Origin of the sequence: Streptomyces endocoffeicus (assembly GCF_016741935.1) — a bacterium.
GTDB classification, from domain to species: Bacteria; Actinomycetota; Actinomycetes; order Streptomycetales; family Streptomycetaceae; genus Streptomyces; species Streptomyces endocoffeicus.
Map to the genome: position 1 here is coordinate 36,108 of NZ_JAERRG010000041.1, position 26,934 is coordinate 63,041.

General features: G+C 68.6%; 21 protein-coding genes and 3 pseudogenes. 5 read left to right on the forward strand and 19 right to left on the reverse strand.

Annotation, left to right across the window (positions count from 1 at the left end; genetic code table 11):
• Positions 1-43: 43 nt before the first annotated feature.
• The 15 genes from JK364_RS48215 to JK364_RS48285 all read right to left on the reverse strand — a co-directional run bounded on the left by JK364_RS48215 (position 44) and on the right by JK364_RS48285 (position 18,199).
• The gene (locus tag JK364_RS48215) at positions 44-1,264 is read right to left on the reverse strand and encodes an MFS transporter (RefSeq protein WP_201857804.1); all 1,221 of its coding nucleotides are present in this window, start codon (positions 1,262-1,264) and stop codon (positions 44-46) included.
• Positions 1,265-1,423: 159 nt separating this feature from the next.
• Positions 1,424-2,461, reverse strand: coding sequence for an aldo/keto reductase (locus tag JK364_RS48220; RefSeq protein WP_201857805.1), 1,038 nt, complete (start codon positions 2,459-2,461; stop codon positions 1,424-1,426).
• A 63-nt stretch (positions 2,462-2,524) separates the two neighbouring features.
• Positions 2,525-3,547, reverse strand: a complete 1,023-nt coding sequence (locus JK364_RS48225) for an aldo/keto reductase (RefSeq protein WP_230993666.1) — start codon at positions 3,545-3,547, stop codon at positions 2,525-2,527.
• Between the two features lie 27 nt (positions 3,548-3,574).
• Complete coding sequence (locus JK364_RS48230; protein WP_201857806.1) at positions 3,575-4,798, reverse strand: acyl-CoA dehydrogenase family protein; 1,224 nt, start codon at positions 4,796-4,798, stop codon at positions 3,575-3,577.
• 92 nt (positions 4,799-4,890) lie between these two features.
• Entirely contained in the window at positions 4,891-6,246 is a 1,356-nt protein-coding gene (locus JK364_RS48235; protein ID WP_201857807.1) for an NtaA/DmoA family FMN-dependent monooxygenase, read from the reverse strand.
• A 58-nt stretch (positions 6,247-6,304) separates the two neighbouring features.
• Positions 6,305-7,129, reverse strand: coding sequence for an NADPH-dependent oxidoreductase (locus JK364_RS48240; RefSeq protein WP_201857808.1), 825 nt, complete (start codon positions 7,127-7,129; stop codon positions 6,305-6,307).
• A 50-nt stretch (positions 7,130-7,179) separates the two neighbouring features.
• A complete protein-coding gene (locus JK364_RS48245; protein ID WP_201857809.1) occupies positions 7,180-8,265 on the reverse strand; it encodes an LLM class flavin-dependent oxidoreductase in 1,086 nt (361 codons plus the stop codon).
• Between the two features lie 26 nt (positions 8,266-8,291).
• Positions 8,292-9,434, reverse strand: coding sequence for an acyl-CoA dehydrogenase family protein (locus tag JK364_RS48250; protein ID WP_201857810.1), 1,143 nt, complete (start codon positions 9,432-9,434; stop codon positions 8,292-8,294).
• 66 nt (positions 9,435-9,500) lie between these two features.
• Positions 9,501-10,415, reverse strand: coding sequence for an LLM class oxidoreductase (locus JK364_RS48255; protein ID WP_201857811.1), 915 nt, complete (start codon positions 10,413-10,415; stop codon positions 9,501-9,503).
• Positions 10,416-10,432: 17 nt separating this feature from the next.
• Positions 10,433-11,680, reverse strand: a complete 1,248-nt coding sequence (locus JK364_RS48260; protein ID WP_201857812.1) for an LLM class flavin-dependent oxidoreductase — start codon at positions 11,678-11,680, stop codon at positions 10,433-10,435.
• 9 nt (positions 11,681-11,689) lie between these two features.
• Positions 11,690-12,892: an acyl-CoA dehydrogenase family protein gene (locus tag JK364_RS48265; RefSeq protein ID WP_201857813.1), complete on the reverse strand. Its 1,203-nt coding sequence runs from the start codon at positions 12,890-12,892 to the stop codon at positions 11,690-11,692.
• A 12-nt stretch (positions 12,893-12,904) separates the two neighbouring features.
• Positions 12,905-14,494, reverse strand: a complete 1,590-nt coding sequence (locus JK364_RS48270) for a dipeptide ABC transporter ATP-binding protein (RefSeq protein ID WP_307841634.1) — start codon at positions 14,492-14,494, stop codon at positions 12,905-12,907.
• Positions 14,495-14,553: 59 nt separating this feature from the next.
• A complete protein-coding gene (locus tag JK364_RS48275; protein ID WP_201857814.1) occupies positions 14,554-15,456 on the reverse strand; it encodes an ABC transporter permease in 903 nt (300 codons plus the stop codon).
• A complete protein-coding gene (locus JK364_RS48280; protein WP_201857815.1) occupies positions 15,453-16,502 on the reverse strand; it encodes an ABC transporter permease in 1,050 nt (349 codons plus the stop codon). Before JK364_RS48280 ends, JK364_RS48275 begins: the two co-directional genes overlap by 4 nt.
• Positions 16,503-16,537: 35 nt before the next feature.
• Positions 16,538-18,199 carry an ABC transporter substrate-binding protein gene (locus JK364_RS48285; protein ID WP_201857816.1) on the reverse strand — a complete coding sequence of 554 codons (1,662 nt, stop codon included), beginning with the start codon at positions 18,197-18,199 and terminating at the stop codon, positions 16,538-16,540.
• Between the two features lie 903 nt (positions 18,200-19,102).
• Between JK364_RS48285 and JK364_RS48290 the strand changes: the two genes are divergently transcribed.
• A complete protein-coding gene (locus JK364_RS48290; protein WP_307841635.1) occupies positions 19,103-20,185 on the forward strand; it encodes an integrase core domain-containing protein in 1,083 nt (360 codons plus the stop codon).
• A 39-nt stretch (positions 20,186-20,224) separates the two neighbouring features.
• Here the strand turns inward: JK364_RS48290 and JK364_RS48295 are convergent.
• A pseudogene (locus tag JK364_RS48295) lies at positions 20,225-20,496 on the reverse strand (Tn3 family transposase); the annotation flags it as partial.
• 211 nt (positions 20,497-20,707) lie between these two features.
• On the reverse strand, positions 20,708-22,012 hold the full coding sequence (locus tag JK364_RS48300) for a cytochrome P450 family protein (protein WP_201857817.1): 1,305 nt from the start codon (positions 22,010-22,012) through the stop codon (positions 20,708-20,710).
• A gap of 180 nt (positions 22,013-22,192) precedes the next feature.
• Between JK364_RS48300 and JK364_RS48305 the strand changes: the two are divergent.
• Positions 22,193-22,345, forward strand: a pseudogene (locus JK364_RS48305) (IS481 family transposase); the annotation flags it as partial.
• Between the two features lie 19 nt (positions 22,346-22,364).
• On the opposite strand, the gene JK364_RS48310 reads toward JK364_RS48305, so the two are convergent.
• Together JK364_RS48310 and JK364_RS48315 are read right to left on the reverse strand one after the other, a co-directional pair.
• On the reverse strand, positions 22,365-22,565 hold the full coding sequence (locus tag JK364_RS48310) for a hypothetical protein (protein ID WP_201857818.1): 201 nt from the start codon (positions 22,563-22,565) through the stop codon (positions 22,365-22,367).
• A gap of 278 nt (positions 22,566-22,843) precedes the next feature.
• Positions 22,844-23,446 carry a TetR/AcrR family transcriptional regulator gene (locus JK364_RS48315; protein WP_201857819.1) on the reverse strand — a complete coding sequence of 201 codons (603 nt, stop codon included), beginning with the start codon at positions 23,444-23,446 and terminating at the stop codon, positions 22,844-22,846.
• Positions 23,447-23,599: 153 nt separating this feature from the next.
• Between JK364_RS48315 and JK364_RS48320 the strand changes: the two genes are divergently transcribed.
• The 3 genes and pseudogenes from JK364_RS48320 to JK364_RS48335 all read left to right on the forward strand — a co-directional run bounded on the left by JK364_RS48320 (position 23,600) and on the right by JK364_RS48335 (position 26,781).
• Positions 23,600-24,445 carry a 4Fe-4S domain-containing protein gene (locus tag JK364_RS48320; protein WP_201857820.1) on the forward strand — a complete coding sequence of 282 codons (846 nt, stop codon included), beginning with the start codon at positions 23,600-23,602 and terminating at the stop codon, positions 24,443-24,445.
• An 88-nt stretch (positions 24,446-24,533) separates the two neighbouring features.
• Positions 24,534-24,797 carry a recombinase family protein gene (locus tag JK364_RS48325; protein ID WP_201857821.1) on the forward strand — a complete coding sequence of 88 codons (264 nt, stop codon included), beginning with the start codon at positions 24,534-24,536 and terminating at the stop codon, positions 24,795-24,797.
• A 573-nt stretch (positions 24,798-25,370) separates the two neighbouring features.
• Positions 25,371-26,781: pseudogene (locus JK364_RS48335) on the forward strand (IS701 family transposase).
• Positions 26,782-26,934 lie beyond the last annotated feature (153 nt).

Genomic DNA, 26,934 nt, shown 5'->3' on the forward strand with positions numbered 1-26,934 from the left:
GGGTCCCTGGGCCGGGAGAACGCGTTCGGCGGCCTCAAGCGGATCACCTGTCCGCTCGGTGCTGATGGCGCGCAAGCGGCACCAGGGCGACGGCCGCGACAGCGGTGACCGAGCCCAGCAGGATCAGGAACCGCCAGTTCTCCAGCCACGCGGCGACCAGCGGCGTCCCCGCACGAGCGAAAGCCATGGGCACCGCGGTGACGGCCATGATGCTCGCGAACCGCGTGACCCCGAAGGTGCCGGCCACGACCGACGGCCGGGCGACCACGCTGACCCCGTAGCCGAGTCCGAAGGCCATGATGCACAGCACCGTGGGCAGGATGGACGCGCCGGCAAGTGGCAGCAGGAGCAGCCCGAGGGCTTGCGCGGCGAAGGAGAACGTCGTCACGGGCAGCATGCCGAATCGCGCCGACAGCGGTGCCAGTGCCAGGCGCGAGGCGAGCTGCAGGACACCGACGGCGAGCGGCAGTGTCGAGGCCGTGTGCGCGCTGAAGCCGACGTCCTGGAAGTAGGTCACCATCATGACCAGGAAGCCGGACGTGGTGCCGGCCTGAGCGACGAACGAGACCAGCAGCAGCCAGAATCGCGCTGTCCTGATCGCGTCGCCCAGTTGGAACCCGGTGCGTTTGGTGATCCGGCTGTGGTGGGTGGCACGCCCCGGTACGGCCCACAGATGCGCGGGGATGACGATGAGCATCATGGCGACCGCCAGCACCTGCAGTGTGGTGCGCCACCCGAGCCCGCCCTGCAGCCACCCGATGAGCGGATAGAAGAAGCTCGTCAGGAAACCCGTGATCATGGTGATGGTCACGATGGCGCCGTCGCGGCGATCCGTCGCGGTGGCGACCACCACGACGGCAAACGCGGCGTCGTACGTCGACATGGCGAGAGCCAGGCCGATGAGCACAAACGCCGCGTACAGTTCGGGCAATCCGGTTGACCACGACCACAGGAAGACGCCCATCACGCCGCTCGTGGAGCCGGCGGTCATCAGGGCCCGTCCGCCGTACCGGTCCATGACTCGCCCAACCGGGTAGGCCGCGAAGGCGCCGATGAGCGTGGAGATGGTCGAGGCCATCGTGATGGCGGTGCGCGAGCTGTGCAGGTCGTGGGACATCGGAATCAAGAGCACCGAGAAGCCCTGCGCCAGACACCCGTAGCCCAGGGTCTGGGTGATCGCGAAGATGATCACGAGCCGCCGACCGTCTGGCTTGCCGGGACGGAGGGCGTGCCGCTGGGCCTCGCGGGCCGTGCGCACGGTCATCCGGGCATCAGCATCTGAGCAGCTCCTCCGGCCATGGCGAACAGGGGCGCGATCATGTGGTTTCACCGTTCATCAAGCTCAGTGACACAGCTGCCCCGGGGAGGGCGGCCGGCCGAAATGGCCGGCTGCCCTCCCCCGGCGACGGTCTCCCTGGTGGTGTCAGCCGCGCTGGCCCGTTCCGTGCACGCCGTACTCGTCGATGGCGGCGAGCTCCTCGTCGGTGAACTCCGGGCCGTTCAGCGCCCGCAGGTTGTGGTCGAGCTGCTCCTTGGAGCTGGCGCCGATCAGCGCCGAGGTCACGGCGGGGTTGCGCAGCACCCACTGCAGGGCGAGCTGGGCCAGCGACTGACCGCGGTCCTCGGCGAGCTTGTTCAGTTGCGCCGTGCGCTGCCGGTAGGTCTCGTCGATCTGGTCGGGCTTGAGGAAGTCGCTGTTCTGGGCGCGGGCACCGTCCGGGATGGTCTCCAGGTACTTGTTGGTGAGCAGGCCCTGGGCCAGCGGTGAGTAGACGATGAGACCGAAGCCCTCCTTGATGGCCAGGTCGGCGAGGCCGTTCCGGTCGATGCTGCGGTCGTAGACGGAGTAGCGCGGCTGGTGGATGAGCAGCGGCACGCCCTCGGCCTTGAGCAGCTGGGCGATGGCCTCGGCGCGGTCGGGCTTGTAGTTGGAGATGCCGACGTACAGAGCCTTGCCCGACTTGACGGCCGTGGCGAGCGCGCCGACAGTCTCCTCCAGTGGCGTCGTCTCGTCCGGGGTGTGGTGGTAGAAGATGTCGATGTAGTCGGTGCCGAGGTCGCGCAGGCTCAGCTCCAGCGAGGTCAGCAGCGCCTTGCGGCTGCCTCCGCGGAGGTTCGGGTTGGGCCCGAAGATGCCGCCGGCCTTGCTGGACAGGATCAGCTCATGGCGGTAGGGCGCCAGCTCCCGGCGCAGCACCCGGCCGAAGGTCTGCTCGGCGGCGCGGTGCGGCGGGCCGTAGCGGTTGGCGTTGTCGATGTGGGAGATGCCCAGGTCGAACGCGTGCAGGATGATGTCGCGCTGGGTGTCGTAGGCGTAGTCGGCGCCGAACTTCTGCCACAGGCCCAGGGAGAGGGCCGGCAGGTCGAGCCCGGACCGCCCGGTGCGGCGGTAGGGCAAGGAGTCGTAGCGGTTGTCGGCCGCCTTGAAGACGTCCTCGTAGTTCGGGTACTGCTCGCTCATCGGGTGCTCTCTCTTGTCGCTTGTCGGGCTTGTCGGGGCTTGGGGGAGGGGATGGGCGGGAACTCAGCGGCGCAACGCGGTCGGCTGCAGCGAGGGGGTGTCGCGACCGGTGTCGCGCTCCAGGAACTGGGTGCCGGGTTCGACGATCTCGTCGATGGCGTCCAGGATCTCGGGGCTCAACTCGACCGTGGCGGCCTTCAGGTAGGTCTCCAGGTGGGCGTGGGTACGCGGTCCGATGATCACGCTGCTGACCGCCGGGTGGTTGAGCGCGAAGGCGACCGCCAGCTCGGGCAGCGTAAGGCCGTTGTCCTCGGCCAGCGTGGCGAGCGCGTCGGCGGCGGCAAGCTTGCGCTGGTTGCGCTCGAGCGAGATGTCGAAGCGGCCCGCGGTCAGCTCGGCACGGGCCGACTGAGGCTGCTCGCCGCCGACGCGGTACTTGCCCGACAGCCAGCCGGCGGCCAGCGGGCCGTAGGAGAGGACACCCTCGCCGTACTTCTGGACGGTCGGGAAGACTTCGCGCTCGACCCCGCGGACGAGGAGGGAGTACGGCGCCTGTTCGGTGTGCGGGGCGATGAGGCCGTGCTTCTCGGCCAGCCAGTGCGCTTCGACCTTCTGGTGGGCCGGGAAGACCGAGGTGCCGTAGTAGCGGATCTTGCCTTGCCGGATCAGGTCGTCGAGCGTCCGGATGGTCTCCAGCAGATCGGTGTGCTCGTCGGGCCGGTGCGCCTGGTAGAGGTCGAGGTGGTCGGTGCCGAGGCGGCGCAGACTGTTCTCGACGGCCTTGACGATCCAGCGGCGGCTGTTGCCGGCGTGGTGGGGATTGTCGCCGACCTGGCCGTGGAACTTGGTGGCCAGGAAGAGGTCGTCGCGGCGGTGCTTGATGGCCTTGCCGACGATCTCCTCGCTGCCGCCGTTGCCGTAGACGTCAGCGGTGTCGACGACATTGATCCCCGCGTCGAGCGCGGCCCCGATGATCTCCAGGCTCTCCTTGTCCCGGGTCCAGCGGCCGAAGTTCATGGCGCCGAGGGTGAGCGGTGAGACGCGGACGCCGGTGCGGCCGAGGTAACGGGTCAGGCCGATGCTCATGGGTGTGGTGATTCCTTTCGGAGATGGTCAGAAGAGGCCGGTGGTCGGGGGCTCGGCGACGCCGAGCCGGTAGGCGCCGGCGACGGCGAGCTTCCAGTCGCGGGGGTTGTGGTTGGCGATGACGCGGGCGTTTCTCCAGTGGCGGTCGTAGCCCCACTCGCGGTCGGTGAGGGTGCCGCCGCCCACATCGAAGATCAGCGGTGCGGCCGAGAGAGCCGCGTCGATGGCGATGACCGCGGCCTCCGCGACGGCGGCCGCGGCGCGGGCACCGGCCCGGTGCGCTTCCTCGCTGTGCAGGCCGCGCACCGAGTCGAGCTCCTCCGCGGCGAGCACGACGGCTGAGCGCGCCGCGCGGGCGTACGCCGATATCTCCCCGATGCGACGCCGGATGTACGGGTCGTCGATGCTCTTGTCGGCCGAACTGTGCTTGATGGGCCTGGCCTTCTCCCGCACCCACCACAGCGCGTCGTCGAGGACTCGGGCGGCGATGCCCGCCTCGATCGCCGCGAGGTGCAGCTGGGGATAGCTGCCCTGCCACGGGTTGTCCGCGACCGGCGAGTTCGCGTCGACCAGGATCGCCTCGTCGTCGCCGACAAGGACGTCGGTCAGGCGGGTGGTGCCGCTGGCGGTGAGCCGCTGACCGACCGCGTCGAAGTCGTCGAGGCGCTCGACGCCCTCGCGGTCGACCGGCACCGTGAACCGCAGGACGGCACCCTCCGGAGTCTTCGCCGTCCCGCCGAACCAGTCGGCGTACAGCCCGCCGGTGGAGTAGTACTTCTCGCCGTTCAGCACCCAGTAGTTGCCGTTGCGCACGGCGGTGGTGTTCACCGACCCACTGGCGCCGCCGCTCCGCTCGTTCGCGGTGCCGGCCAGGATGTGCCCGTGCCGTAGCCGGCTCAGCGTCTCGTCGCGGTTCGGGGTGTCCGGCCGGGACGTCACGGCCCACGCGGACATGAACGTGGAGCGCAGCGCCTGGGCGACGTTCGAGTCGGCACGCGCGATCTCGATGACGACGTCCACGGCATCGCGCAGGGAGCCTCCCGCGCCGCCCTCCTCACGCGGCACCACGGCCAGGGCGACGCCCGCACGCGCCAGGGCGCGCACGTCGTCGAAGGGGTAGTCGCGCGTTTCCTCGCGTTCCGCGGCGGAAACTGCCAGCCGCGCGAGGATCGGCGCCGTCACGGTACGCAGCCGAGCGACGGTCAGCGGCTCGGCGGGAGTCGACGGACTCCCCGGCGCAGCGTCTGCCACATCCAGAGTCATAGGAGCCTTCCGAGTGGTATCCAATAGACTTATTGACTTCGGTCCAAGGGGCGGATGCCCGTCTTGGATCGCGGTCACCTTCAGGCCGGACTCGCAGCGAGTCGACGGCCGGCCGGCTGGAGTCCGGGCACCGGCAGGCCCAGACGGTCGCGCAGCGTGCCCTCCGGGTACTCCCGGTGGAACAGGCCACGCTCCTTGAGAATCGGCACCACCAGGGTGGCGAAGCGTTCGAGGTCGACGCGGGTGTCGGCGAACATCACCGTGAAGCCGTCGGCGGCTCCTTGGCGCCACCACGACTCCAGGTCGTCGGCGATGCGCTCCGGCGAACCGACGACCAGCCGGTGGGTGCCGATGCCCGCGGTGTGGGCCACCAGCTCGCGCAGCCTGCGCGGGCCCTCGGCCAGTACGGCACGGGTGTTGTTGTACATACCGACCGAGAAGGCCTTGAGGTTCGGCTCGGCCGGCACGTCCTCCAGCCGGATGACGTCGTCGGGGCCGAAGGCGTCAGCCGGCAGGCCGAGCGACGACAGGACCGCCGACACCAGGTACTCGAGCGGGGGCAGCGTGGCGTTGAGTTCGTCGTGGCGGCGCTTGGCATCCTCCTCGTCGGTGCCGACCAGCACGATGAGGCCGAGCGAGTACTTGATGCTGTCGGCGTCCCGGCCGTGTGCCTGCGCGCGTGCACGGATGTCATCACGCGAGGCCTTGGCCTTGGCCACGGTGTGGCCGGCGGCGAACACCACGTCGGCGTACCGGGCGGCGAGCTCGAGGCCGGCCGGCGTCTCGCCCGCCTGGGAGATGACGGGGCGAACCTGCGGCGAGGTGGGCACCGGCAGGGGGCCGGCGACGTCGAAGAACTCGCCGTGGTGGTCGATGGCGTGGATGCGACTCGGGTCGCCGAACTGCCCGGTGGCCTTGTCGGCGATGATGGTGCCGGGCTCCCACGCCTCCCACAGCCGCGTGATGACCTCCAGGAACTCGTGCGCCCGGCGGTAACGGGCGTCGCGGTCGGGGTGGGCGGACACCCCGAAGTTCGCGGCGGCCGCCGGGTTGCCCGTGGTCACCACGTTGAGCGCGGCACGGCCCTTGGTGAGGTGGTCGAGGCTCTGGAAGCGCCGGGCCAGGCTGTAGGGCGTGCTGTAGGTCGTCGAGACGGTCGGCAGCAGGCCGATCCGCTCGGTGGCGCCGGCGATCATGGCCAGCAGGGTGAATCCGTCGAGGCCGCCCGAGGTTCCGGTTGCGATCTCGGGCCCGAGCGCGGGGCTGTCGCCCTGGAACACGGCGTCGATGCCGGCCTCTTCGGCAAGCTTTGCCAGGCGCACGTAATGGTCGGCATCGAGGTAGGCATGCGGGTCGGCACCGGCCAGCCGCCAGGCGGCGCGGTAGTGGCCGGGCGACATCAGGGAGAAGTTGAGGTGGAACTGGTCGCTGCTCATGGAAGGCTCCGGATGGTTGGGCGGCGGAACGGGTGAACAGGGCAGCCCGAGACAGTGGTCAGCGGGAGGGCAGGCCGCGGCGTTCGAGGAGGACGCGGAGCCTGTCGCGGCCGGTCAGGCTGGCAGCGCCGGCGAGCCGGGCCAGGACGCGCTCCGTCCACGCGCCGGTGAGCCCGTGGCCGCGGTTGTAGGCGGCCAGGCGCTCGTCGTACGCCGGCAGGCCGGCGTCGGCCCGGCCGGCGTCATAGGTCTCGCGGTGCAGAATGGCGGTCTGCGGGAGGCGGGGCTTGACGTCGGCGTCCTCGGTGGGGTCGGGGTGCCCGACCGCCAGCCCGAAGACGGCCACGCTGTGCGGCGGCAGGCCCAGTTCCTCGGCGAACTCCTCGGGGTGGTCACGGACCGCGCCCACGAAGACCGATCCCAGGCCGAGTGACTCCAACGCCACGACCGCGTTCTGGGCGGCCAGCGCGGTGTCGATGACGCCGAGCAGCGTGGACTCCAGGTAGACCGTGGCGCCGAGCGGCTTGCTGTCGCGCTCCGCCAGGCGGTGGCCGCGGTCGAGGTCGGCCACCCAGACCAGGAACAACGGCGCCTCGACGATGAACTGCTGCCGCGCCGCCAGGTCCGACAGCCGCCGCTTGCGCTCCGGGTCGGTCACCGCGATGACGCTCCAGGCCTGCAGGTTCGAGGACGTCGACGCCGAGGACGCCGCGGCGACGATGGCCCGCAGTTGCTCTTCGGTGACGGGCGTCGGCAGGAACGCGCGCACCGAGCGGTGACGCAGCTGGTGCTCGATGACCGGCGAGGTCGCTCCGAGGACGAAGTCCGGGTCGCCGTAGCGGATACCAGCCCGGTTGATCGTTGTGTTGTCGGTGAGGCTCATCTGTGCGGGCTCTCTTCAGGAGGAAACGGGAACGGGTGACGTCGTGGCGCTCACCGGGTGCTGTTGAGCGCGCGGAGCCTGGGCAGCAGCTCGTCGCCGACGCGGATGATCTCCTGCTTGTAGGGCGTGTCCGACAGGACGAAGTGCGAGATGCCGAGCTCCCGGTAGCGCTGCAGCGCCTGCGCGACCTCGTCGGCCGAACCGACCAGCCAGGTGGTGCCCGCTCCGCCGCCGCCCACCGTGCCCGGCGTGGTGTAGAGGCAGGTGTCGAGCACCTCGCCGCGCTCGGCGAGTTCGAACAGACGCCGCTGGCCCACCGCGGTCTTGCGGTTGCCGGCAGCGGCATAGCCTGGGGTGGCCCCAGCGTTCTCGGCCATGCCGGCGACCTTGGCCTCGGCGTCGCGCCACGCCTCCGCGGAGGTGTCACGGACGAGTGTGGTGATGCGCAGGCCGAACTCCAGCGGCTTGTGCCTGCGCTCTACCTCGCCCTCCAGCTTCTTCAGCCGCTCGATGCGTTCGGCCAGGCCCTCCAGCGTCTCGCCCCAGAACAACTGCACGTCCGCCTCGGCGGCCGACACCCGCTCGGCGGGCTCGGACGCGCCGCCGAAGTAGAGGGTGGGGTGCCGGTCGGGATAGCCGTCGGGGTGCGGCACCACTGTGGAGTTCTCCACAGCGAAGTGCTCGCCCCGGTACGTGACGTTCTCCTCCGTCCACAGCCGGCGGACCAGCTGGACGAACTCGCGGGTGCGCTCGTAGCGGTTGGCCGGGTCGGTGGTGTAGTCGCCGTAGGCCGCGAGGTTGTCCAGGCCGCTGACGATGTTGACCAGCACCCGGCCGCTGCTCAGGTGGTCGAGGGTGGCGGCGGAGCTCGCGAAGTGCGCGGGCTGCCAGTAGCCGGGCCGCACGGCGATCAGCGGCTTGAAGGTCGTGGTCCGGGCGGCCAGCGAGGCGCCCAGCGTGAAGGTGTCGGGGCGGCCCCAGCCGGTACCCAGCAGCGCGCCCTCCCAGCCGTGGTCCTCGGCGGTGCGGGCCAGGTCGGTGGAGTGCCCGAGGGTGCCCCAGCCCTGGTCCCCGCTGGTGTCGTCGCCGCGGTGGCCAGGCTCGATCTGGTTGGGGATGTACCACAGGTAGCTCATGTCGGTGTCCTGTCTCGGGTGGCGTCTCAGGGGAGCCGGGGAACGCGGTCGGTGATCGCGTCGAGCTGCGCGGTGCGTACTGCCCTGGTCTGTCCCTGCACCTGAAGGAACAGAGCGGAGCGGGCATGCAGCTGTGCGGTGTTGTCTGCGGGCAGTCCCCGGCCGGCGCGAGCCACCACGAGTGCGCCGCTGAGCGTCGTCAGGGCCTCGCCTGCGCGGACCTTGAGGGAGAGCCGTTCCGCGAGCGAGGCATCGGGGTCACCGCCATCGAGCACCGCGTCCGCCAGCTCATACGCCCGGGCACGCAGGTCCCGCAGATACGGGAGCCAGGCCTCGGCGACGCCGGTACCGTGCGGTTCGCCGGCGATCTCATCGAGGATGCGCCTGCCCAGCCCGAAGAACTGCGAGCCGGCGTTGCCGGCGGTGGAGATGTCGCTGTGCTGCCACTCGGCCAGCGGCTTTACGTCCAGCACGTAGGTGTCCGGTACCACCGCGTCGAGGATACGGACGCGCTCGGTGCGGCTCCCGGACAGCGCCTGGAGCGCCAGCGGCGTCGCGCGGTAGTGCTCATCGATCGGGACGAGGGCCAGGATGACCTGTTCGGACTCAGGGTCGACCGCGGCGAGGACGGCGGCCTCGTTGAGGCCCCAGCCACTGAACCACGAGACCGTGCCGTTCACCGTCCATCCGTCGCGGGAGCGCCGCGCGGTCAGATGGCCGGTCGGGTAGCGGCGCACGTCGCTCAGTGCCGCACCGATCAGCAACTCACCGCGCAGCACGGGCTCGACCAGGGGGTGGGATGCGCCCGCCGCGGAGTTCAGCGTGCCGGCGACGCGCGCGACGGTCGGGGCGTGCTGGGCCCAGATCAGCCAGACATTGAGGTCGGCGTAGGCGAGCAACTCGTGCAGCCGGCGGTCGGCGTAACGGTCCAGGCCGGCGCCGCCGAACTCCAGGGGCGCCAGGTGGTTGAGCAGCCCCAGGCCGCGGAGGTCTTCGATCGTTTCCCGTGAGACGTGCTCGCGGTCGGTCCGAAGTGCCGCGGGCGCCAGCTTCTCCAGGGCGTACTTCTTCGTGCGGGCTACCAGTGGTCGCTCTTCGGCGGCGTCGACCGCTGCGGCGGCGGTCGTGGCTGGGGCGGTTGTCTCCCCAACGGCTGCTTGGGCCGGCATCAGCCGTACCTCCTGAACTGTGACGTGGGTTCACGGGACGCGTGGGGGTCAGCCGCGTGGGACGCCTCAGGCCGACGGCGTCAGCGAGAAGGCGCTGCGCAGGGTCGCGCCGGTGCTCGGGGCGAGGGCCGGCAGGACGTCCGCGATCAGGGTCAGCACGTCGTCCTTGCCGCCTGCGGCCACGAGCTCGACGCCGTCCAGCCCGTGCTCGGCCACGAGGGCCGGCAGGGTGGCCGCCACCGCTTCCGGCTCGGTCACGTCGACGCGGACGATGAGCGCGACGCTCTCGCGCCGCCGGCCCGCTCGCGCCAGGGCGGCGGACAGATTGGCATCGGCCGTCGGCACCGCCTTCCGGTCGACGACAACGACGTCGGCGTTGCGGGCGATGACGTCCCAGCCGAGGGTGTCCACATCGTCGGCGAGGAGCAGCGGGCCGCCCTGGGGCGAGGTGGGGCCGTCCAGCGGACCGGCCACCCGGTAGTAGTCACCCTCGAAGTCGAGCGGCTTGATGAGGGTGTGTTCGGCGAAGACCTCGCCGTCCTGGTCGCCGACGAGCGCTGCGGGCGGGAAGGACGTCCACAGGCCCTTGAGGATCTGGGCGTGCTCGTCCCAGCGAGCCGACCGGTCGCTGCCCGGCTTCGGCGCGACCGGGTCGCTGACCTCGTCCCCGTCGCCGGCGCGCAGGGCAAGCGCCGCACGCCCACCGGTGGCCCGGTCGAACGAGTTCGATCGGCGCGCGAGGTTCGTCGGCGCGTTGTGGCTCGTCGAAGCCTCCAGGATCCACCCGAGATCCGACCACAGCGCGGCATCCGTACCGGCCAGATACGAGGCGATGACCGAGGCGTCCAGGGCCTGGCCCGGCGCGCCGTCGAGAACGCGAATCGCCGTGACCCCGGCGTCCGCGGCGGCCTTCGTGATACCGGCGGCGTCGGAGGGTGAGATGATGGTGCCGACCGCCAGGTCGACGATGACGATGCTCATCACGTGTTCTCTCTCGCTCAGCGCGCGGTCTCGAGCGCCTGCTCGGACACGTCGAACGCGATGGGGGCCGGCGGGATCGTGAAGCCGAGGTGACCGCGCAGCGTGTCCGCCTCGTATTCCTTGCGGAACAAGCCGCGGCGCTGGAGTTCGGGGATCACACCGTCGACGAAGTGGTCGAAGCCGGACGGCAGGACGTCGGGCATGACGTTGAAGCCGTCGGCGGCGCCGTAACGGAACCAGTGCTCCATGTTGTCGGCGATCTGCTCAGGTGTGCCGACGACGATGCGGTGGCCGTTGCTGCCCGAGAGCCGGCGCAGCAGCCGGCGCAGCGTCGGCTGCTCCTTCTCGATAATCGCGCGCACGATCTTGTAGAAACTCTGCGAGCCGCCGGCCTCGTCCGGGTCGGTCAGCAGCTCCTGCGGAATCGGCTGGTCGAGGTCGAGGTCATCGACCGAGAAGCCGAGCTGAGCCGCGAGCCGGGTACGGCCGTACGCCAGCGGCAGCAGGTCGTCGAGCAGCTCCCGGCGCTTGCGTGCCTCTTCCTCGGTGCTGCCGACCACCGTGGAGAGGCCCGGCAGAATCACGACATCCTCCGGACGGCGCCCGAACTGAACGGTGCCGGCGCGGATCTCGTCGCGGAAGGCCTTGGCGTCGTCGATGTCCTGGGAAGCGGAGAAGATGACCTCGCCGACCCGGGAGGCGAGCCGCTTGCCGTCGCTCGACCCGCCGGCCTGCACCACCACGGGACGGCCCTGCGGGGAGGTGAACTCCTCACGGCCGGCCCACTGGGCCACGACGCGCTCGGTGAAGTCGCCGGCGCGGCGGTAGCGCAGCGCGTGGTCGGGCTCCTCGTCACGGCCGAAGTTACGAGCGGCAGCGGGGCCGGCCGTGGTCACGACGTTCCAGCCGACCCGACCGCCGCTGATGTGGTCGAGGTCACCGATACGGCGAGCCAGCTCGATGGGGTCGTTGTAACTGGAGGAGAGGGTGCCGATGAGGCCAACGCGCTCGGTCTGGGCAGCGATGCGCGCCAGCACGGTCGAGGGCTCGAAGTTGTTGCCGGGACGGTGGCGAATGATCGGCTCGATGACCGGGCCGTCAGCCAGGAAGACGGCGTCGAGTGCAGCCGTCTCGGCCTTCTTGGCGATCGAGGTGTAGTGGTCGATCGAGTAGGCGGCGAGCGGGTCGCTGCCGGGCAGGCGCCAGGCGCCGCCGAAGACACCCGAGTTCAGGATATTGACGTTGATGTGGAGCTGGTTGGCCATGCGGACCTCTCAGTTGTCGGCGGCCGCGGATGCGCGGCCCCGGTCGTAGCCGTTGACAGGGCCGGTGCCGTTGATGACGTAGTCGCCGATCACGCGGGGCTTGTAGATGACGGGGTTGTGCGAGGCCAGCGTGCGGGCGTTGCGCCAGTGGCGATCCAGATGTGCCCGCTCGCGTGCGGTGGAGGAACCGCCGGCGTGGAAGGCCAGGTTCGCTGCCTCCAGAACGATGTCGATGAGCGCGACCTGGGCAGCCGAGGTCTCGATGTAGGCCTGGGCGAAGGCCTCCGGGGTGTCGGCGGTCTCGGCGCTCTCCAATGCCTCGGACACTTTGCGCAGCACGGCATCAGCGGTGAACCGGTGCGCGTACAGGCGCCCGACCACGCCAAGTACGTCGGGATCCTGCGTGGCCTTGTCGGACAGGGCGTGGAGACTGGTGCGGCTGCGTCCCTGCACCACGGCAGCGGTCTCGGCCACAAGGCTGCGGGCGATGCCCGTCAGGTTGGCCAGGTGCACCAGCTGCACGAAGGAGTTGAGCGAACGCAGGTCTTCCTTGTAGCGGCCCAGTTCGCCGTGGTCTTCGACCGGCACCCGGTCGAAGACCGTCGTGCCGCTGCCCGTCAAGCGCTGCCCGATGCCGTCCCAGTCGTCGAGGTGGGCGACGCCGGGGTGCCGGGCGGGGACAACGGAGAACCGTCGGTTGCCCTTGTCGTCCGCGACCGCGACGCGGATGTAGTCGGCGTACAGCGACCCCGTCGAATAGAACTTCGTGCCCGAGACGAGATGCTGCCCATCGACGGACTCGACCTTCGTCGTGGTCTCGAAGGGCGCTCCGTTGAGTTCTGACTGCGCGTTGCCCAAGACGGCACCCGCGGCCACCTTGCGCAGCCAATAGGCCGCGGTCTCCTGGTCTTCGGTGTGGCGCAGAATCTCAACCGTGGTGAAGTGACCGCGCAAGATCTGCGGCACGTTGGAGTCGGCTTCGCCGGCCTGTGCAAGCAGCTCGAACAGCGTCGGGAGGTCCACGCCGAAGCCGCCGAGCTCGACCGGCACCCGCAGCCGGCCGAAGCCGGCGTCCGTGAGGGCCCGGACAAGGTCGATGGGGTTCTCGTGGCTGAGATCCCGCTCCCCTGCTCCTTCGGCAAACTCCGCGAAGACTGCGTCGAACGTGGCCCGCGCCTCCTGGAGGGAGGTTGCGGCAACAGTGGTGTTCATGATCCTCGATCGTTAGAGGTGGACGAGTTTCTGGCCGGCAATCGCCGCCAGCAGCTTCTGCGTGTACGGCGACGACGGCCGGCTGAAGACATCGTCGGCAGACCCCTGCTCGACGATCTGCCCGTTCTGCATGACCGCTACGTGATCCGAGATCGCCCGCACGACCGCCAGATCGTGCGAGATGAAGACGTAGGTCAGACCTCGCTCCTTCTGGAGGTTCTCCAGCAACTGAAGGATCTGCGCCGCGACCGAGACGTCGAGCGCCGAGATGGGTTCGTCGAGCACCAGGATCTTCGGCTCGACCACGAGCGCTCGGGCGATGGCGACGCGCTGGCGCTGGCCGCCCGAAAGCTCCGCCGGGTGCAGGTCGGCGAATGACGGCGGCAGCGCGGCCGCCTCAAGTGCCGCCACGATCCGGTCGCGGTTGGCCTTCTTTCGCTTCCAGGGCAGTTGCGGGGGCTGGAAGGCGCGCAGCGGCTCCTCGACGACATCGAACACGTCGAATCGCGGGTCGAAGGACGAGTACGGGTTCTGGTAGACGATCTGGATGTCCTGGCGCAGCGGCCGGTACCCGCGCCGGTCGAGCTGGGTGATGTCCTTGCCGAGCACGGACACGGAACCCGAGGTTGCTTCCGTGAGTCCCAGGAGCACGCGGGCCGTCGTCGACTTGCCGCTGCCGGATTCGCCGACGATCGAGAACGTCTCGCCATGGCGTACCTCGAACGATGTCCCGGCAACCGCCTCGATGTCGCCGTACGACTTGTGCAGGTCCGTGACGGTGATGGCTGGCTCGCGCTTCTCGACCGCTGCGACATCGCGGACGGGTACCGCGACCCGTGACGGCACCGCCCCGACGAGCCGCTTGGTGTACGGGTGCTGGGGACTGTTGAAGATCTGGTCGGGGGTGCCGACCTCCACGAGCCGCCCGTGCTCCATGACGCCGATCTGGTCGGCACGGTCGGCGGCGACCCCCAGGTCGTGGGTGACCAGAACGACAGCCGTGCGGCTGCGGCGACACAGGTCACTGATGAGGTCAAGTACCTGCTTCTGGACGGTGGCGTCCAGGCCCGAGGTCGGCTCATCGGCGATGATCAGGTCGGGCTCGCCGGCGATCGCGGAGGCGATCAGGACGCGCTGCTTCATACCGCCCGACAGCTCGTGCGGGTACTGGCGATACCGAAGCTCGACATCACGGAAGCCGACGGTCTCGAACAGTTCGTAGACCCTCTGCCGGTGCTGTGCGGCGTCAAGGTTGCTGTGCAGGGACAGCATGTCCTCGACCTGCTCACCCACACGGCGCAGTGGGTCAAGCGAAACGGTCGGATCCTGCGGGATCAAGCTGACGGCACGGCCCCGCAAAGAGCGCCAGCCCTTCGGCGACAGCTCGGTCAGCACCTGGTCACGGAACATGATCTTGCCGCCAGTGACATGCCCGTTCTCCGACAGCAGCCCGAGGATGGCATGGCCGGTGGTGGTCTTGCCCGAACCGGACCCGCCGACGAGTGCGACCACCTCACCTGGGGCGATGCTGAAGCTGACGTCATGCAGGGTCGGCTTGAGCCGCCGATTGACCTTGTAGGCAACGTTGAGGTTCTCGACCACCAGCAGGCGCTCGCCGCTCGTGCCGTCGACGCTCCCGGGGGCGGATTCGTTGGTGACGGTCATCGGGAGCTGCTCCGCTTGCTGATGAAGTGCGAGATGTGGTTGGTGGCCAGAACCGCCACGATGATCACGACGGCCGGCCAGAGCGTGAGCCAACTGGCACTGGCGATGTAGTTACGGCCGTCGGTGACCAGGCGGCCCCACTCGGGCTGCGGCGGCTGGGCGCCCAGTCCGAGGAAGCTCAGCGAGGCGATCCACATGATGGCCACGCCGAACTGCAGCGTGATGAGCGAGACAGTCGGGGCGATCGAGTTGGGCAACACGTGGCGCCGCAGGATCGCCAGCGAGGAGGTGCCGCTCGTCACCGCCGCCTCGACGTAGTTGCTGGCCTTGGCCTTGAGTACCTCGCCGCGAATCAGGCGGGCGAAGGTGGCCGAGGACGTCAGGCCGACCGCAACCGCGGCCTGGATGACGCCGAAGCCGAGCACGACGACGATGACGATCGCGAACAGGAAACCGGGGATCGACAGCACGACGTCGATCCCTCGCATGATCAGGGCGTCCACCCACCGGCCGAACCACCCGGAGACGGCGCCGATGAGGGATCCGACCACGACGCCGATGGCAACGGCCAGGGCGGAGCCGATCAGCGATGGGCGGGCGCCGTAGATGATGCGCGCGTACTCGTCACGGCCGAGCTGGTCGGTGCCGAACCAGTGCTCGGACGACGGGTGGAGGAACTTCGCCGTGGGCACGATGGTGAGCGGGTCCTGGCTGGTGAACAGGCTGGGGGCGATCGCCCACAGCAGGATGATCGCCACAATCGCGACCGCCAGCACCAGGCTCCAGTGCCGAGAGAGCCACACCAGGCCGCTGGCAGCACGGGACTTACCGTCGTTGCCGGGAGCCGACTGTCCGGACCTGGCGTCGACGAGGCCAGCGGTATCTGCAATTGCGGTCATGGCCTTGCCACCTCAACTGGGGAGCGCTCTTTGGACAGTTCAGCCGCCCCAACAAGATCTCCGCCGAGTTCCTCGGCCGTCGCAGCCCGCCTGGTGCGAGTGACGCGCGTTGTCTTCCCATCGAGCGTGATACGCGGGTCGATGAAGGGGTAGACAATGTCGGTGATGAAGTTGACGGTCACGTAGATCGCCGTCGTCAGCAGCACGATGCCCTGCACGACCGGCAGATCCTGGGTGTTGACCGACGTCACGATCAGCTGTCCCAGGCCGGCGCGGGCATAGACGCTCTCGGTGACGACCGCGCCGGCGAGCAGTTCGCCGATCGTCAGGCCGAGTAGGGTCAGGATCGGCAGCGAGGAGTTCCGCAGGATGTCCTTGCGGAAGATATAGCCCTCGCCCGCTCCCTTGGCGTGCATGACATGGACGAACGGCTGGCCCCGGGTCCGCCGGATCGAGTTGCTCAGCACCTGGGCCAGTGGCCCCGAGACCGCCAGCCCTACCGTCGCCGCCGGTGCGATCAGCGCCGTGAAGGTGTGGTTGTCCACCGGCGGGATCCAGTGCAGGTCGAAGGCGAAGACATTCAGCACGATGATGCCGATGACGAAGATCGGCACCGAGGTGAAGAGCGCAGGCAGGAAGCTGAAGATGTCCTTCAGCCAGCCGAACTTCGCATAGTTGATCAGGAGCGCGACGATCGCCGCGAACACGAGCCCGATCACCAGGCCCAGGCCTGTGAGCTTCGCCGTCGGGGGCAGGTTGAGCGTCAGCAGGCTCCACACCGTGCCGCCGTTGGTGATGGAGTAGCCAAGGTCGCCGGTGAAGAGGCCACCCAGCTCGCGGAAGTACTGCTCAATGAGCGGTCGATTCGATCCGTAGTATTCCAGGAGTGTCTGTGCTTGCTGCGGTGTCATCAGGGAGTCCGGCGCGTTGATCCGGTTTCTGATGGCATCGCCGGGCAGCACGCTCAGGAGAATGAAGGACAGGGTGTATGCCGCCCAGAGGACGACGATCGCCTGTGCCAGTCTCTTGAGGATGTAGCGTCGCATTGCTCTTCACCGGCCTCTTCGCTGGTCCCCGTCCGTCACTTGCTCAGCCAGGTGTCGTACAGCCAGGCGCGAGCCGTCGACTCGGTCCCGAAGCCGTGCACCGCGGACGACAGGCCGAAGACCTGCGTCTCGTCGTAGAGCGGGATGCTGTAGCCCTGCTGGTACACGTACTCGCCGATCTTCTTGACGGCCGCCGCGCGCTTGGTCGGGTCGAAGATCTCGGCCTGGTTGCGTACCAGCTCGTTCAGTTTCGTGTCCGGGCTCTTCACGTCCTGGCCCAGACCGTTGGCGCGGATGGTGTCGTAGTCGACGCGAAGGACGTTCGGGTCAGCTGTCGAGGTCTGGGACTGGCTGAACGAGAACTTCTTGTTGCCCGTGCCGCCGGCCGCCGAGATCGACTCGTATTGGTCGAGCGAGACGCTGTGGATCGTCAGGTTGATGCCGACCTTCTTCCACTGCGACTGCAGCACCTCGAGCACCTGCTGGGAGACCTGGTAGTACGGCGCGACCCAGATGTCGAAGTGCAACTGCTTACCTTTCTTGTAGCGGTAGCCGTCCGAGTTCAGCGTCCAGCCGGCGTTCTGCAGCAGCTGCTTGGCCTTGTCGGGGTCGTAGGTGAGATAGCTCGACAGGTCGGGGGCGTCCGGCGTGCCCTTGACGAGCGGGCCGATCGGGGTGCCGTAGTTCGACGACAGAACGGCCTGGTTGATTTCCTTGCGGTCGGTGGCCGCGTTGAGCGCAAGCCGCACATGCTTGTCGTCAGTGATGAGGCCGGATTTGACCTGGACGGCAAGCGCGTTGGTCTCGCCCTGCACACCGAACGACTTCAGCTGGCCGCCGAAGGAGCTGACAGTCTGCTCGTCAGTGGGCGACAGGTTGCGGACGATCTGCGCCTGGCCGGACTGCAACGCACCGATGCGGGTGCTCTCCTCCGGGACGTACTTAAAGTCGATCTCGTTCAGGTACGCCCGGCCCGTGTGGGCCGAGCCGGTCGGCCACGAGGTGTAGTGCGGGTTCGGCTTGAGGATGACCTCGTTGACACCGTCGCCGCCGGCGTACCTGAACGGGCCGGTGCCGACCCAGTTCTGGATCTTGCTCTGTCCTGCCAGGTTCTGCTTGACGTACGACTCAGCGAGGATCGTGGAGGCGCGGTAGTTCGACAGCACCTGCAGGAAGCCGGCATCCGGCGTGTTCAGCTTGATCTGGAACGTCGTGTCGCTGATGACCTTGGTGCCGGCGTAGCCGTTCCAGAATTGGTCGGCCGAGATGCCCAACTTCTTGTCGCCGAAGCCATGCTGGTCGAAGTTGTCCTTGACCACCTGGGAGGTCAGCGCGGTGCCGTCGGTGAACTTGAGGTTCGGCTTGAGGCGGAAGGTGTAGGTCTTATGGTCGGCGCTGACCGACCATGAGTGCGCGAGCCACGGCTTCAGCTTGCCGGTCTTGGGATCCTGCCAGATGAGGCGCTCACCGATGTTGTCGGTGACCTGGCTCACCGACCACAGCGAGTTGGTGGTCTGCCATTTCTGGTACGGGACGGGGTCGTAGAACGTGAGCGTGCCGCCGGTCTGCGGCGAACCGCCACCCGAACCTGGGTTCGAGCTGCTGCCTGAGGAACCGCACGCCGACAGGAACAGGGCGGAGGCGGTGGCAATGGCGCCGAGCGCAAACGCTGGGCGGCGTGGACGGAACGTGGTCATGGCCTGAACTGTCTTCCTTCTTGGGCCGCACGAAGCCGCCCCCCGGTGGACGCGTCAGAGCGCACAACGGCGGCGGGCAGCACGGCAGGGCAGCAGGAATAGGTAGCGCTTCACGGGTGGTTCGCGCCCGCCCGGTGGGCGCGTGAGAGCGCACAACGGCAGTGGGCAAGGCGGCAGAACAGCCAGCGCGTTACGGGACGTTCGCGACAGGAAAGCGCCGTCGCTCACGCACCGGGACGCAAGGAGCTGGGCGACGGGAGAGGCGGGACGAACGCAATAGACGAGCTAGCGGAATCCGGCGATCAACCGATGAGAACGCCCGACGGGATGAACCGTCAGCGGAAGCGACACTCGCTGGTGGCGATCAGCATGTAATCAACCACTCGGCGGCTGGTCAGCGGGGTCCTCGGCATGAGCGAGAGGGTGGCATCCGCGGGCGGGAGCGGTCAAGGGTCGCCCAAATCCCGAGACGCGCACCTGAGCCCCGCTCCCGCCGCCCTCGATGCGGACACGCGGATAGGACCCGATACGCTTCTTCACCTGAGGAGTGCTTCTTTCATGCGACGACCCGGGCCCTAGACAAGTCCCATCGTTGCAGGTCAGGAGCACTCTTCGCGTTTCCGATCACCCATCGGACACCCGGCCACGCGAAAGCCCGAGGTTAGAGGGCGCGCGGATAGGTGGGGCGGCGTCGCGGGGCGATGGGCGGCGCCTGGCGGCGTTGTCGTCGGTCGACGACGCTCCGCGTCGCCTCCCTCCTCCGCCTTGCCATGCTTGCCCCTCGCCCCGCTCCTTCCTCCACCCCACCTATCCGCGCGCCCTCTTAGCCTCGATCCTGTGCCGCTCGAAAAGTCATCGCCGCAGGTGAGCGGGGTGCGGCGGGCCGCTGAAATCATGCCTTACGTGATCGTGTCCTTGCTGTACAAGGTGACCCGGAAGCTACTGACCGTTCCGACAGTGCTCCTCCGTCGCGAGATGGCGAAGGACGCGGAACTGCTGGTGCTGCGGCACGAGAACGCGGTCCTGCGCCGCCAGTTGACCGGACCGGTGCGCTATGAGCCCGCCGACCGGTTCTGGTTCGCAACTCTGTCCGGCCTGATACCTCGACGCCACTGGCGCGAGGTCTTCCCTGTCACCCCCGGCACCCTGCTCGCCTGGCATCGCAGATTCATCGCCGCGAAGTGGGACTACACCGCGCGCCGACGCACCGGACGCCCACCCACTACGGCAGCGATCAAGGCACTCGTCCTGCGGCTGGCCCGGGAGAATCCGAGGTGGGGGCACAGGCGGATCCAAGGTGAACTGACCCGACTCGGGCATCGGATCGCCGCCTCTACGGTCTGGGAGATTCTCAACGCGGCCGGCACCGACCCCGCACCGCGTCACTCAGGTCCCACCTGGCGCGAGTTCCTGACCGCGCAAGCCGACGGGATTATCGCGGCAGACTTCTTCCACTTCGACACCGCTCTCGGCAGGCGGTTGTACGCATTGGCGTTCCTCGAGCACGGTACTCGGCGGCTGCACATCGCCGGGGTCACCGCCCGCCCGACACGGGATTGGGCAGTGCAGCAGTCCAGGAACCTCACATCCGACCTGGGCATACGCATCGAGACCCTGCGCTTCTTGGTGCGCGACCGCGACGGCAAGTACGGCGAGGCGTTCGACGCTGTCTTCCAGGCCGAGGAGATGGAGATCATCAAAAGTGCGCCACAAGCTCCCCGCATGAACGCGCACTGCGAACGCGTCATCGGCAGCATCCGACGCGAAGCCCTCGACCACATCCTCATCATGAACGAGACCCACGCCCGCCAGGTCCTCGGCGCCTATGAGCGGCACTACAACCGACACCGGCCCCACCAAGCGCGGAACCAGTTACCACCCGAAGCCTCCGAACAACCCATCGCGGCGCCCAACCTCAACACCCGCAAAGTCCTGCGCACCCGGATCCTCGGCGGCCTCATCAACGAGTACATACATGCAGCATGACGTGCAGCGATCACTTTTCGGGCGGCACAGGATGCTGCCGATGTTCTTCAGACGGGGCAGCAGGCGGAATTTGAGCAGCTCGGTGAAGGCGAACCCGACCACGCTCGCGCCGTGCGTGTCGACGTAGTTCGACTCGATCTCGGTGTCCGTGCAGTGCCGCAACAGGCCCTCGATCATCGCCGCGACCTCGGACGACGAACAGCTCTTGAGCTGGGAGTAGACGCAGACGTTCTTCCGCTCCACATGCCAATAGATCATCCAGTTCCGTAGCGGGCGTGGGTCTCGGTCATGAAGTTCGAGGACCACACGCCCGATCAAGGTCATGCCCGCGACCGAGCCGGCAAATGGGCAGCAGGATCGCGCAGAGCTGTGCTCCGGTCCGCAGTGGGTGGTGAATACCGTATCCGCGGGCAGGCCGCAGCCGGATCCTCCAGAACTGCGGCCCGTGCAGCGGCTGGGGAAGGGGGTGGGTGGCTCTGCGGGGCTGGGAGGTTCGTCAGGGTGGTTCCTTGCAGCGAGGGATCAGCGCGGCTGCCCCGCCGGAGCGGGTGTGAAGGTGACGGGAAGGCTGGCCAGGCCGCGGTACCAGAGCGAATCCAGCCACTCTAGCTCGTCCGGGGCGACTGCCAGCGTCACATCAGGAAGTCGGTCGAGGAGCACCGCGACCGTCGTCTGCGCGATCGTCTTGGCCATCTCCGGCGCCCCCACCGGGCAGCCGTAGTCCCCGTGGCTGAAGGACAGGTGGGCGCTGTTCCCGGCGAAGCCCGCGTCCGAGTCGGACCACAGCAGGGGGTCCCGGTTCGCGGCGGCGTATCCGAGCACGACGAGGTCCCCGGCGCGGAGGTGCTGGCCCCCGAGCGTGGTGTCCCGGGTGACGTAACGCCCGAGGAGGTTCTGCATGGGGGAGTCGGCCCACAGCACCTCGGTCAGCGCCTCGCCGACGCTGAGACGGCCGCCCGACAGAGTCAGAGAGAAGCGGTCGTCCATGAGCATCAGCCGGATGGTGTTGCCGATCCAGCAGGCTGTGAGGGGTAGCTGTCCGGCCATCATCGCCATCAGGTCCGCGACGGCTTGCTCATCGCTCAGGGTCGGGGCAGCCTGGAGAAGCTGGGAGATGATGTCCGATCCGGGAGCCTGGCGCCTGGCCGCCACCAGCCGCGCCAGCAGCTCGGCGGCGCGCTGCTGGCCCGGGATGGCGTCGTCGTCGGCGATCACCGTGGCGCACACGGCCTTCGCCACGGTCTCCAGTTCGTCGTTGGGGATGCCGAACAGCCGGGCCATGACAAGCGAGGGCACCGCGTAGACGTACTCGTTTATCAGGTTCGAGTTGCCGCGGCCCGCGAAGGTGTCGACCATGTCGTCGGCGAACCGCTCGCAGTACGACTGGAGCTCGAAGGGGTCGATGGCGGCGATGGCCTGGCTGATGGCCATCGAGCGCATCCGGTGCTCTTCCCCTTCCGTGTGGAGCACGACCGGGCCGGGCGCCACCCAGGGCAGGAGGTTCCAGTCGGCCGGGACCTGCGGCCAGCAACTCCAGCGGCGGCTGTCCCGCTCGAAGGTCTGGACGTCGGTGGTGACCCGGAGGACATCACGGTAGCCGAGGACCAGCCACGCGGGCAGGTCGCCCTCCAGCAAGATCGGGGCGACCGAGCCGTGTTCCCGCCTCATCTGCTGATAGACCCCGGACGGATCGTCCTGGAACCGCGGCCCGTAGAGCGGCGCGGCTCCGGCGTGCGCCGAGCAGCCGGGGGGCGGCTCCGGAGAGTTGGCGTCATCGGAGATGTTCGGCATGTCCTGTGCGTCCTGCGGATCCTGGAGGTTCGTCACAGTTCTTCCTGGGAGCGGCGGTTCAGCGTTGCGGCCCGCACGCTCAGCGTGCAGGCGGCACAGGTTAACCTTGGGAGTCCACTCCGACCAACCATCAGATCGTCAGACGAGCCGCCGCCCGGCGCGTCAGCTCGTGCCGATTGGACGGCTGAAGCTTCCGTCAGCCCATCGGGGCCCTCGTTGTCCCTCCGTAATGCCCCGCTGACTCCGACCGGTAGGCTGCGTCTCGCCCGGTGTGTCGTCGAGGACGGCCGGCCACTACGACGAGCGGCGGAGCGTTTCCAGGTCGGCCACACCACCGCGGCCCGCTGGGCAGGTAAGCTTGAAGGACTCTGTTGGCCGGTGTGATGGTTCAACTGAAATGACCTTTCAGGTGGTCCGCGAGTTCCAGGATGGCGCCGCTGGTCGCGGCCACGTGCCACACCCGCTGCACCCTCCGGCCGGGCTTGTCCTCGTGTGGCACCCGGGTGCACACCATCCCGGACGCCTTGGCGATATCGATCGCCGCGACCCTCTCCACCAGTTCCGGGACCCTGCTCGCTCTCCTCGGCATCCCTCTCCGCCACGGGCGGGCGCCCCTTTCCCCTCGTTCCGTTCGTACAGGCGGCACCCGCCCCAAGGGGCCACGGGGAAACGAAATCTGACCGGCGTGCTCCACGGCAACAAGGCAAGGCCCCGCAGCGGCCCCTGCACCAGACTGACCTACGGGCTTGGTGTCCCAACGAGCAACCGGAGTCGGCGAGCGGGCGCCGCGACCATGTTTTCACGCCGGCAAGGCGTTCCCCGACAGGAACCAGAAGGACTGACCTGTTGGTTGGCTGAGATCGCGGCTCATGCCCGGCGGTGTTCCGGGCTGGGCGTATGGATGCCGTTTTCGAGCGTGCGGATGACAGCGGAGACGATGCCGTGCCTCGGCAGCCCGCAAGCGTCGGCGTCCTGGTACCCGGTGTACACCAGTGACCAGAGCACACGTTGGATCCAGGCGGGAGTGACGTCCGGGTCGAAGGCGCCTTCGGCTTGCCCGCGCTTGATGAGAGTGATCACCGGGTCATGGAGAGGGTCCGGTGTGTCTGCTGTGCCGCGGCCTTCCAGAACGCGCGGATCGCCGAACAGGAATACCAGCCGGTCGCCGACCGCCACCATCGCGGTGACCAGCCTGCGCATCGCCTCGATGGGGGAGCCCTGGTCGATGGCCGCGCCAGTCACCGACTCATCGATCGCCGCGATGGAGTCCTCGATGGCTGCACTGACGAGCCCGGTGCGGTCGGAGAAGTAGCGGTGCAGTGTCGTGCGGCCGACGCCGGCGGCGTCTGCGATATCCGCCAGCGTGGCGTGATAGTCGCGGCCGAGCACGGAGGCGGCCGCGCCGAGGATGGCGCGGCGTGTACGACTTCGTGTTCGTGCTCCTGCGGCCTCGGGCCCCGGCTCCTTCATGCCGGTCACTGTACTACTGGGCCCCGATGATGGACATTGATGATCACTAATGGAACATTAATGTTCCATTAGTGATACGTTGACTCCCCTGGTGACCCTTTGCTCGGAGGGGGAACGACGATGGCTCGCGGAGACCGGCGCCACCCTGAGAACGTGGCCGGAGACTGGTTCGTCGACGACCGCTGTATCGGCTGCGGGGGTTCGGTCTCGCTCGCGCCGACGCTGTTCGGGCTGGCAACCGACGGCGAGCACTTCGTCATGACCCGCCAGCCAACCACCGAAGACGAGGTCCTGCATGCACAGCTCGCCGCCGAGGTGTGCCCGTCCCGGTCGATCGGCACCGAATCCGGCGTGACGTGGCGGCGACACCACCCCCTGGAGATCGCACCCGCCACTTGGCGGACGGGCTCGAACTCGCGCAAGGCCGCAGGCGGCAACGCCTTCCTCGTGCAGCGCACCGCGGGCAACCTCCTCGTCGACGCGCCGCGCTTCACCCCGTCGCTACGTGCCTGGATGGAGTCGCTCGGCGGGATCGCGGCGATCTTGCTGACGCACCGCGACGACGTCGGCGACGCCGAGCGCTATGCCGATGCGTTCGGTGCTGAAGTGGTCATCCATGCCGCCGACGCTGACGCCGCCCCGTTCGCAGGCCGGGTCCTGACGAGTGCCGAGACCTGCGAGGTCGCCGCCGGCGTGCTGGCGATCCCCACCTCCGGGCACACCGAGGGGCACGTCATGTACCTGAATGACGACGGCACCCTGTTCACCGGCGACTCGCTCGGCTGGGACCCCTATCGTCATGACCTCGGCGCAGAACCGTCCGTGTGCTGGTACTCCTGGCCCGCCCAGGTCGACTCACTCCAGCGGCTCGACGGCTTCGGTTTCGCACGGGTCATTCCCACCCACGGCACGATGAGTCCGACGCTCGAACCGGGCGACATGCGCCGGCGGCTGCAGGCGCTGGTCGCCCGCCTGCGGCGCGACCTGGCGGGCGAGTAGTTACGCGCCCCACTCGCACGGGTTCGCAGCGCTGACGCGAACCCGTGCACCTGCAGCGGGAGATGGAGACGGTCGGGCGGTTCCCGCGTTGCCGGACGGCTCGCAGACTGCGGCCCTGCGCGCGCACGCCGCCGAGAAGCGTCTTGAGCTGCCCGAGGAGTGGGTGTTCGAGGACGAGGGCCACTCCGGGGCTACCCTGGTGCGGCCCGCCCTGGAGCGACTGCGCGACCTTGTCGCCCAGGTCGGTGTGGATGTGGTCCCGGTCGGCAGTTCTGAGGCGAGGGTGAACAAGGCAGTGGAGCGGTCCGGCTGGGGCCGGATCCCGATCTTGTGCAGCCGGACGTCGATCTGACTGTCGCTGAGCGGTCGCCCTGGATGCCCTCCTGGGAAGAGCCATGGGATGTCGTCAGGGGTGCCGATCTTCGCCTTGCCACTACGGGTCGCAACGAGTTCGCGGACCAGGGCGGCGAGCGGCGCCGGGAGGACAACCGGTGAGGTTCCGAAGGTGATTGTGAAGGTGTCGACGTCGTCGACGGTGAGTTGGCTGATGGCGGCGATCTTCTGTGCGTAGAGGATCAGCAGCAGTCCGGCGACTCGGTCGGAGGTGAGCAGCGTGTCGTCGTTGAGGAGCCGCCGGGCGTCGGCCCAGCGCTTCTCGCTGTCGATGGTGCTCAGCGGGTCCAGCGGACGGTTCCGTAGGTGAGGCCGCGGGCATGCCGATGCTGTACCGACCAGCGGACGAAGTGCCCGGTCTCGTCGCGGTAGCTGACCGCGGGTTCGGCCATCCAGCGTTCCAGGGGAAACGCGCCACACCGGGCTGCGCACTACCGGTAGTTCGTTAAATCCGGCGGTGGTGTGGGTTGACGGCTGGTCGGGTTGGTCGTAGGCCGGTGGTAGGAGTCAACTGCCTTGCCGGAGGCTGAAGATGACCGCTCGCCGTCCGTGTCCGCCTGCGCCGGGGCCGTTGGAGGACTACGCGGCCCGGTTCGACGACCTCTTCTTCAGCCTGGCCCAGCGGCGAGGGTTTCGCGAGTACCTGACCGGACTGCTGGCGCCACGGGAGCGGAACAAGACGATCACCTGTCTGGCAGGGGCGGAGCCGGTGGCGGGTGCGGGGATGCCGGGGGTGCAGCGGCTGCAGTTCTTCCTGTCCGAATCGCCCTGGGAGGCCGAGCAGATCAACGACCGGCGGCTTGAACTGCTGCGCGAGCAGCCGGCGACGGCTCCGCACGACGGCGGGGTCATCGTGATCGATGACTCCGGGGACCGCAAGGACGGCACAGCCACCGCACATGTGGGCAGGCAGTGGCTGGGCCGGCTGGGCAAGACGGACAACGGTGTCGTCACGGTGACCACGGTGTGGACCGACGGCCGTGTGTACTACCCGCTGCACGCCACTCCCTACACCCCCGCCCACCACTTCGCCCGCGGCCGCTCCGACCCGGCCTTCCGCACCAAACCGCAGCTGGCCGCAGCCCTCGCGGCCCGCGGGAAGGAGGCGGGCTTCGGCTGCCGCGCGGTGGTCGCCGACTGCGCCTATTCCGTCAGCGACACCTGGTACCTCGCACTGCGCCAGGCCGGCCTGGCCTACGTGGTCGCGCTCAAGCCGCACCGCGGCACCTGGGCCCCGGCAGACCAGCCGCACACCCCCATCGAAGACGCCCACGCCCTGACCTGGCGCGATGCCAGGCGTCCAGGCGACTGGACGCCCGTGGAGCGTCACTTCCGTGACGGGCACACCGAGACCTGGTGGGCCGCCGATGCCCGCCTGGGCGGCTACGGCCCCGACTCACCCTGCCGACTGGTCGTGGCCACCACCGACCCAGCCGGCCTCCCGGAGAAAGGCCACCTGGTACCTGGCTACCAACCTGCCTCACCCCGACGCACCCCATGCCACCACCGGCCCGCACCCGCCGGCCGGCCTCGCCGAGATCGTCCGCCTCTACGGCCTGCGGCCGTGGATTGAGCAGAGCTACAAGCAGGTCAAGGACGAACTCGGCTGGGCCGACTTCCAAGTCCGCTCCGACCGCGCCATCCGCCGCCACCAGATTCTGGTCAACTGCGCCTTCTCCTTCTGCTGGGACCAGTGGTTCGCCCCACCAGGGCCCCTGGATACCACCGGGCCGGACCCGTGCCCCGACAAGGGGCCAGAGAGGGGGACCGGCCCCGTCCCACCAGCCCCAACAACCTTGTTGGCCCAAGGCCTTACGAGCCATCCGTTCCTGGCTCACCCCCGCCACCACCCTCACCCGATGGTGGCGAGCCTGGACGGACAGGGACCCACCCTCCGAGCTCCAGGCCCTGATCGACGCGGTCACCACCGGACACGGCATTGACCTCTACCGCCGGATTTAACGAACTACCGCTACTGAGCTTTTCGTTAGTTCTGTGGGTGCAGGGGCTTCAGCGGTGTGAGCATGTTGGTGTGTCTTCCGAGTCGCAGGCCGTTGTTTCCGACGTCTCCGTTCTGCCGCTGACGCGGCCGCAGT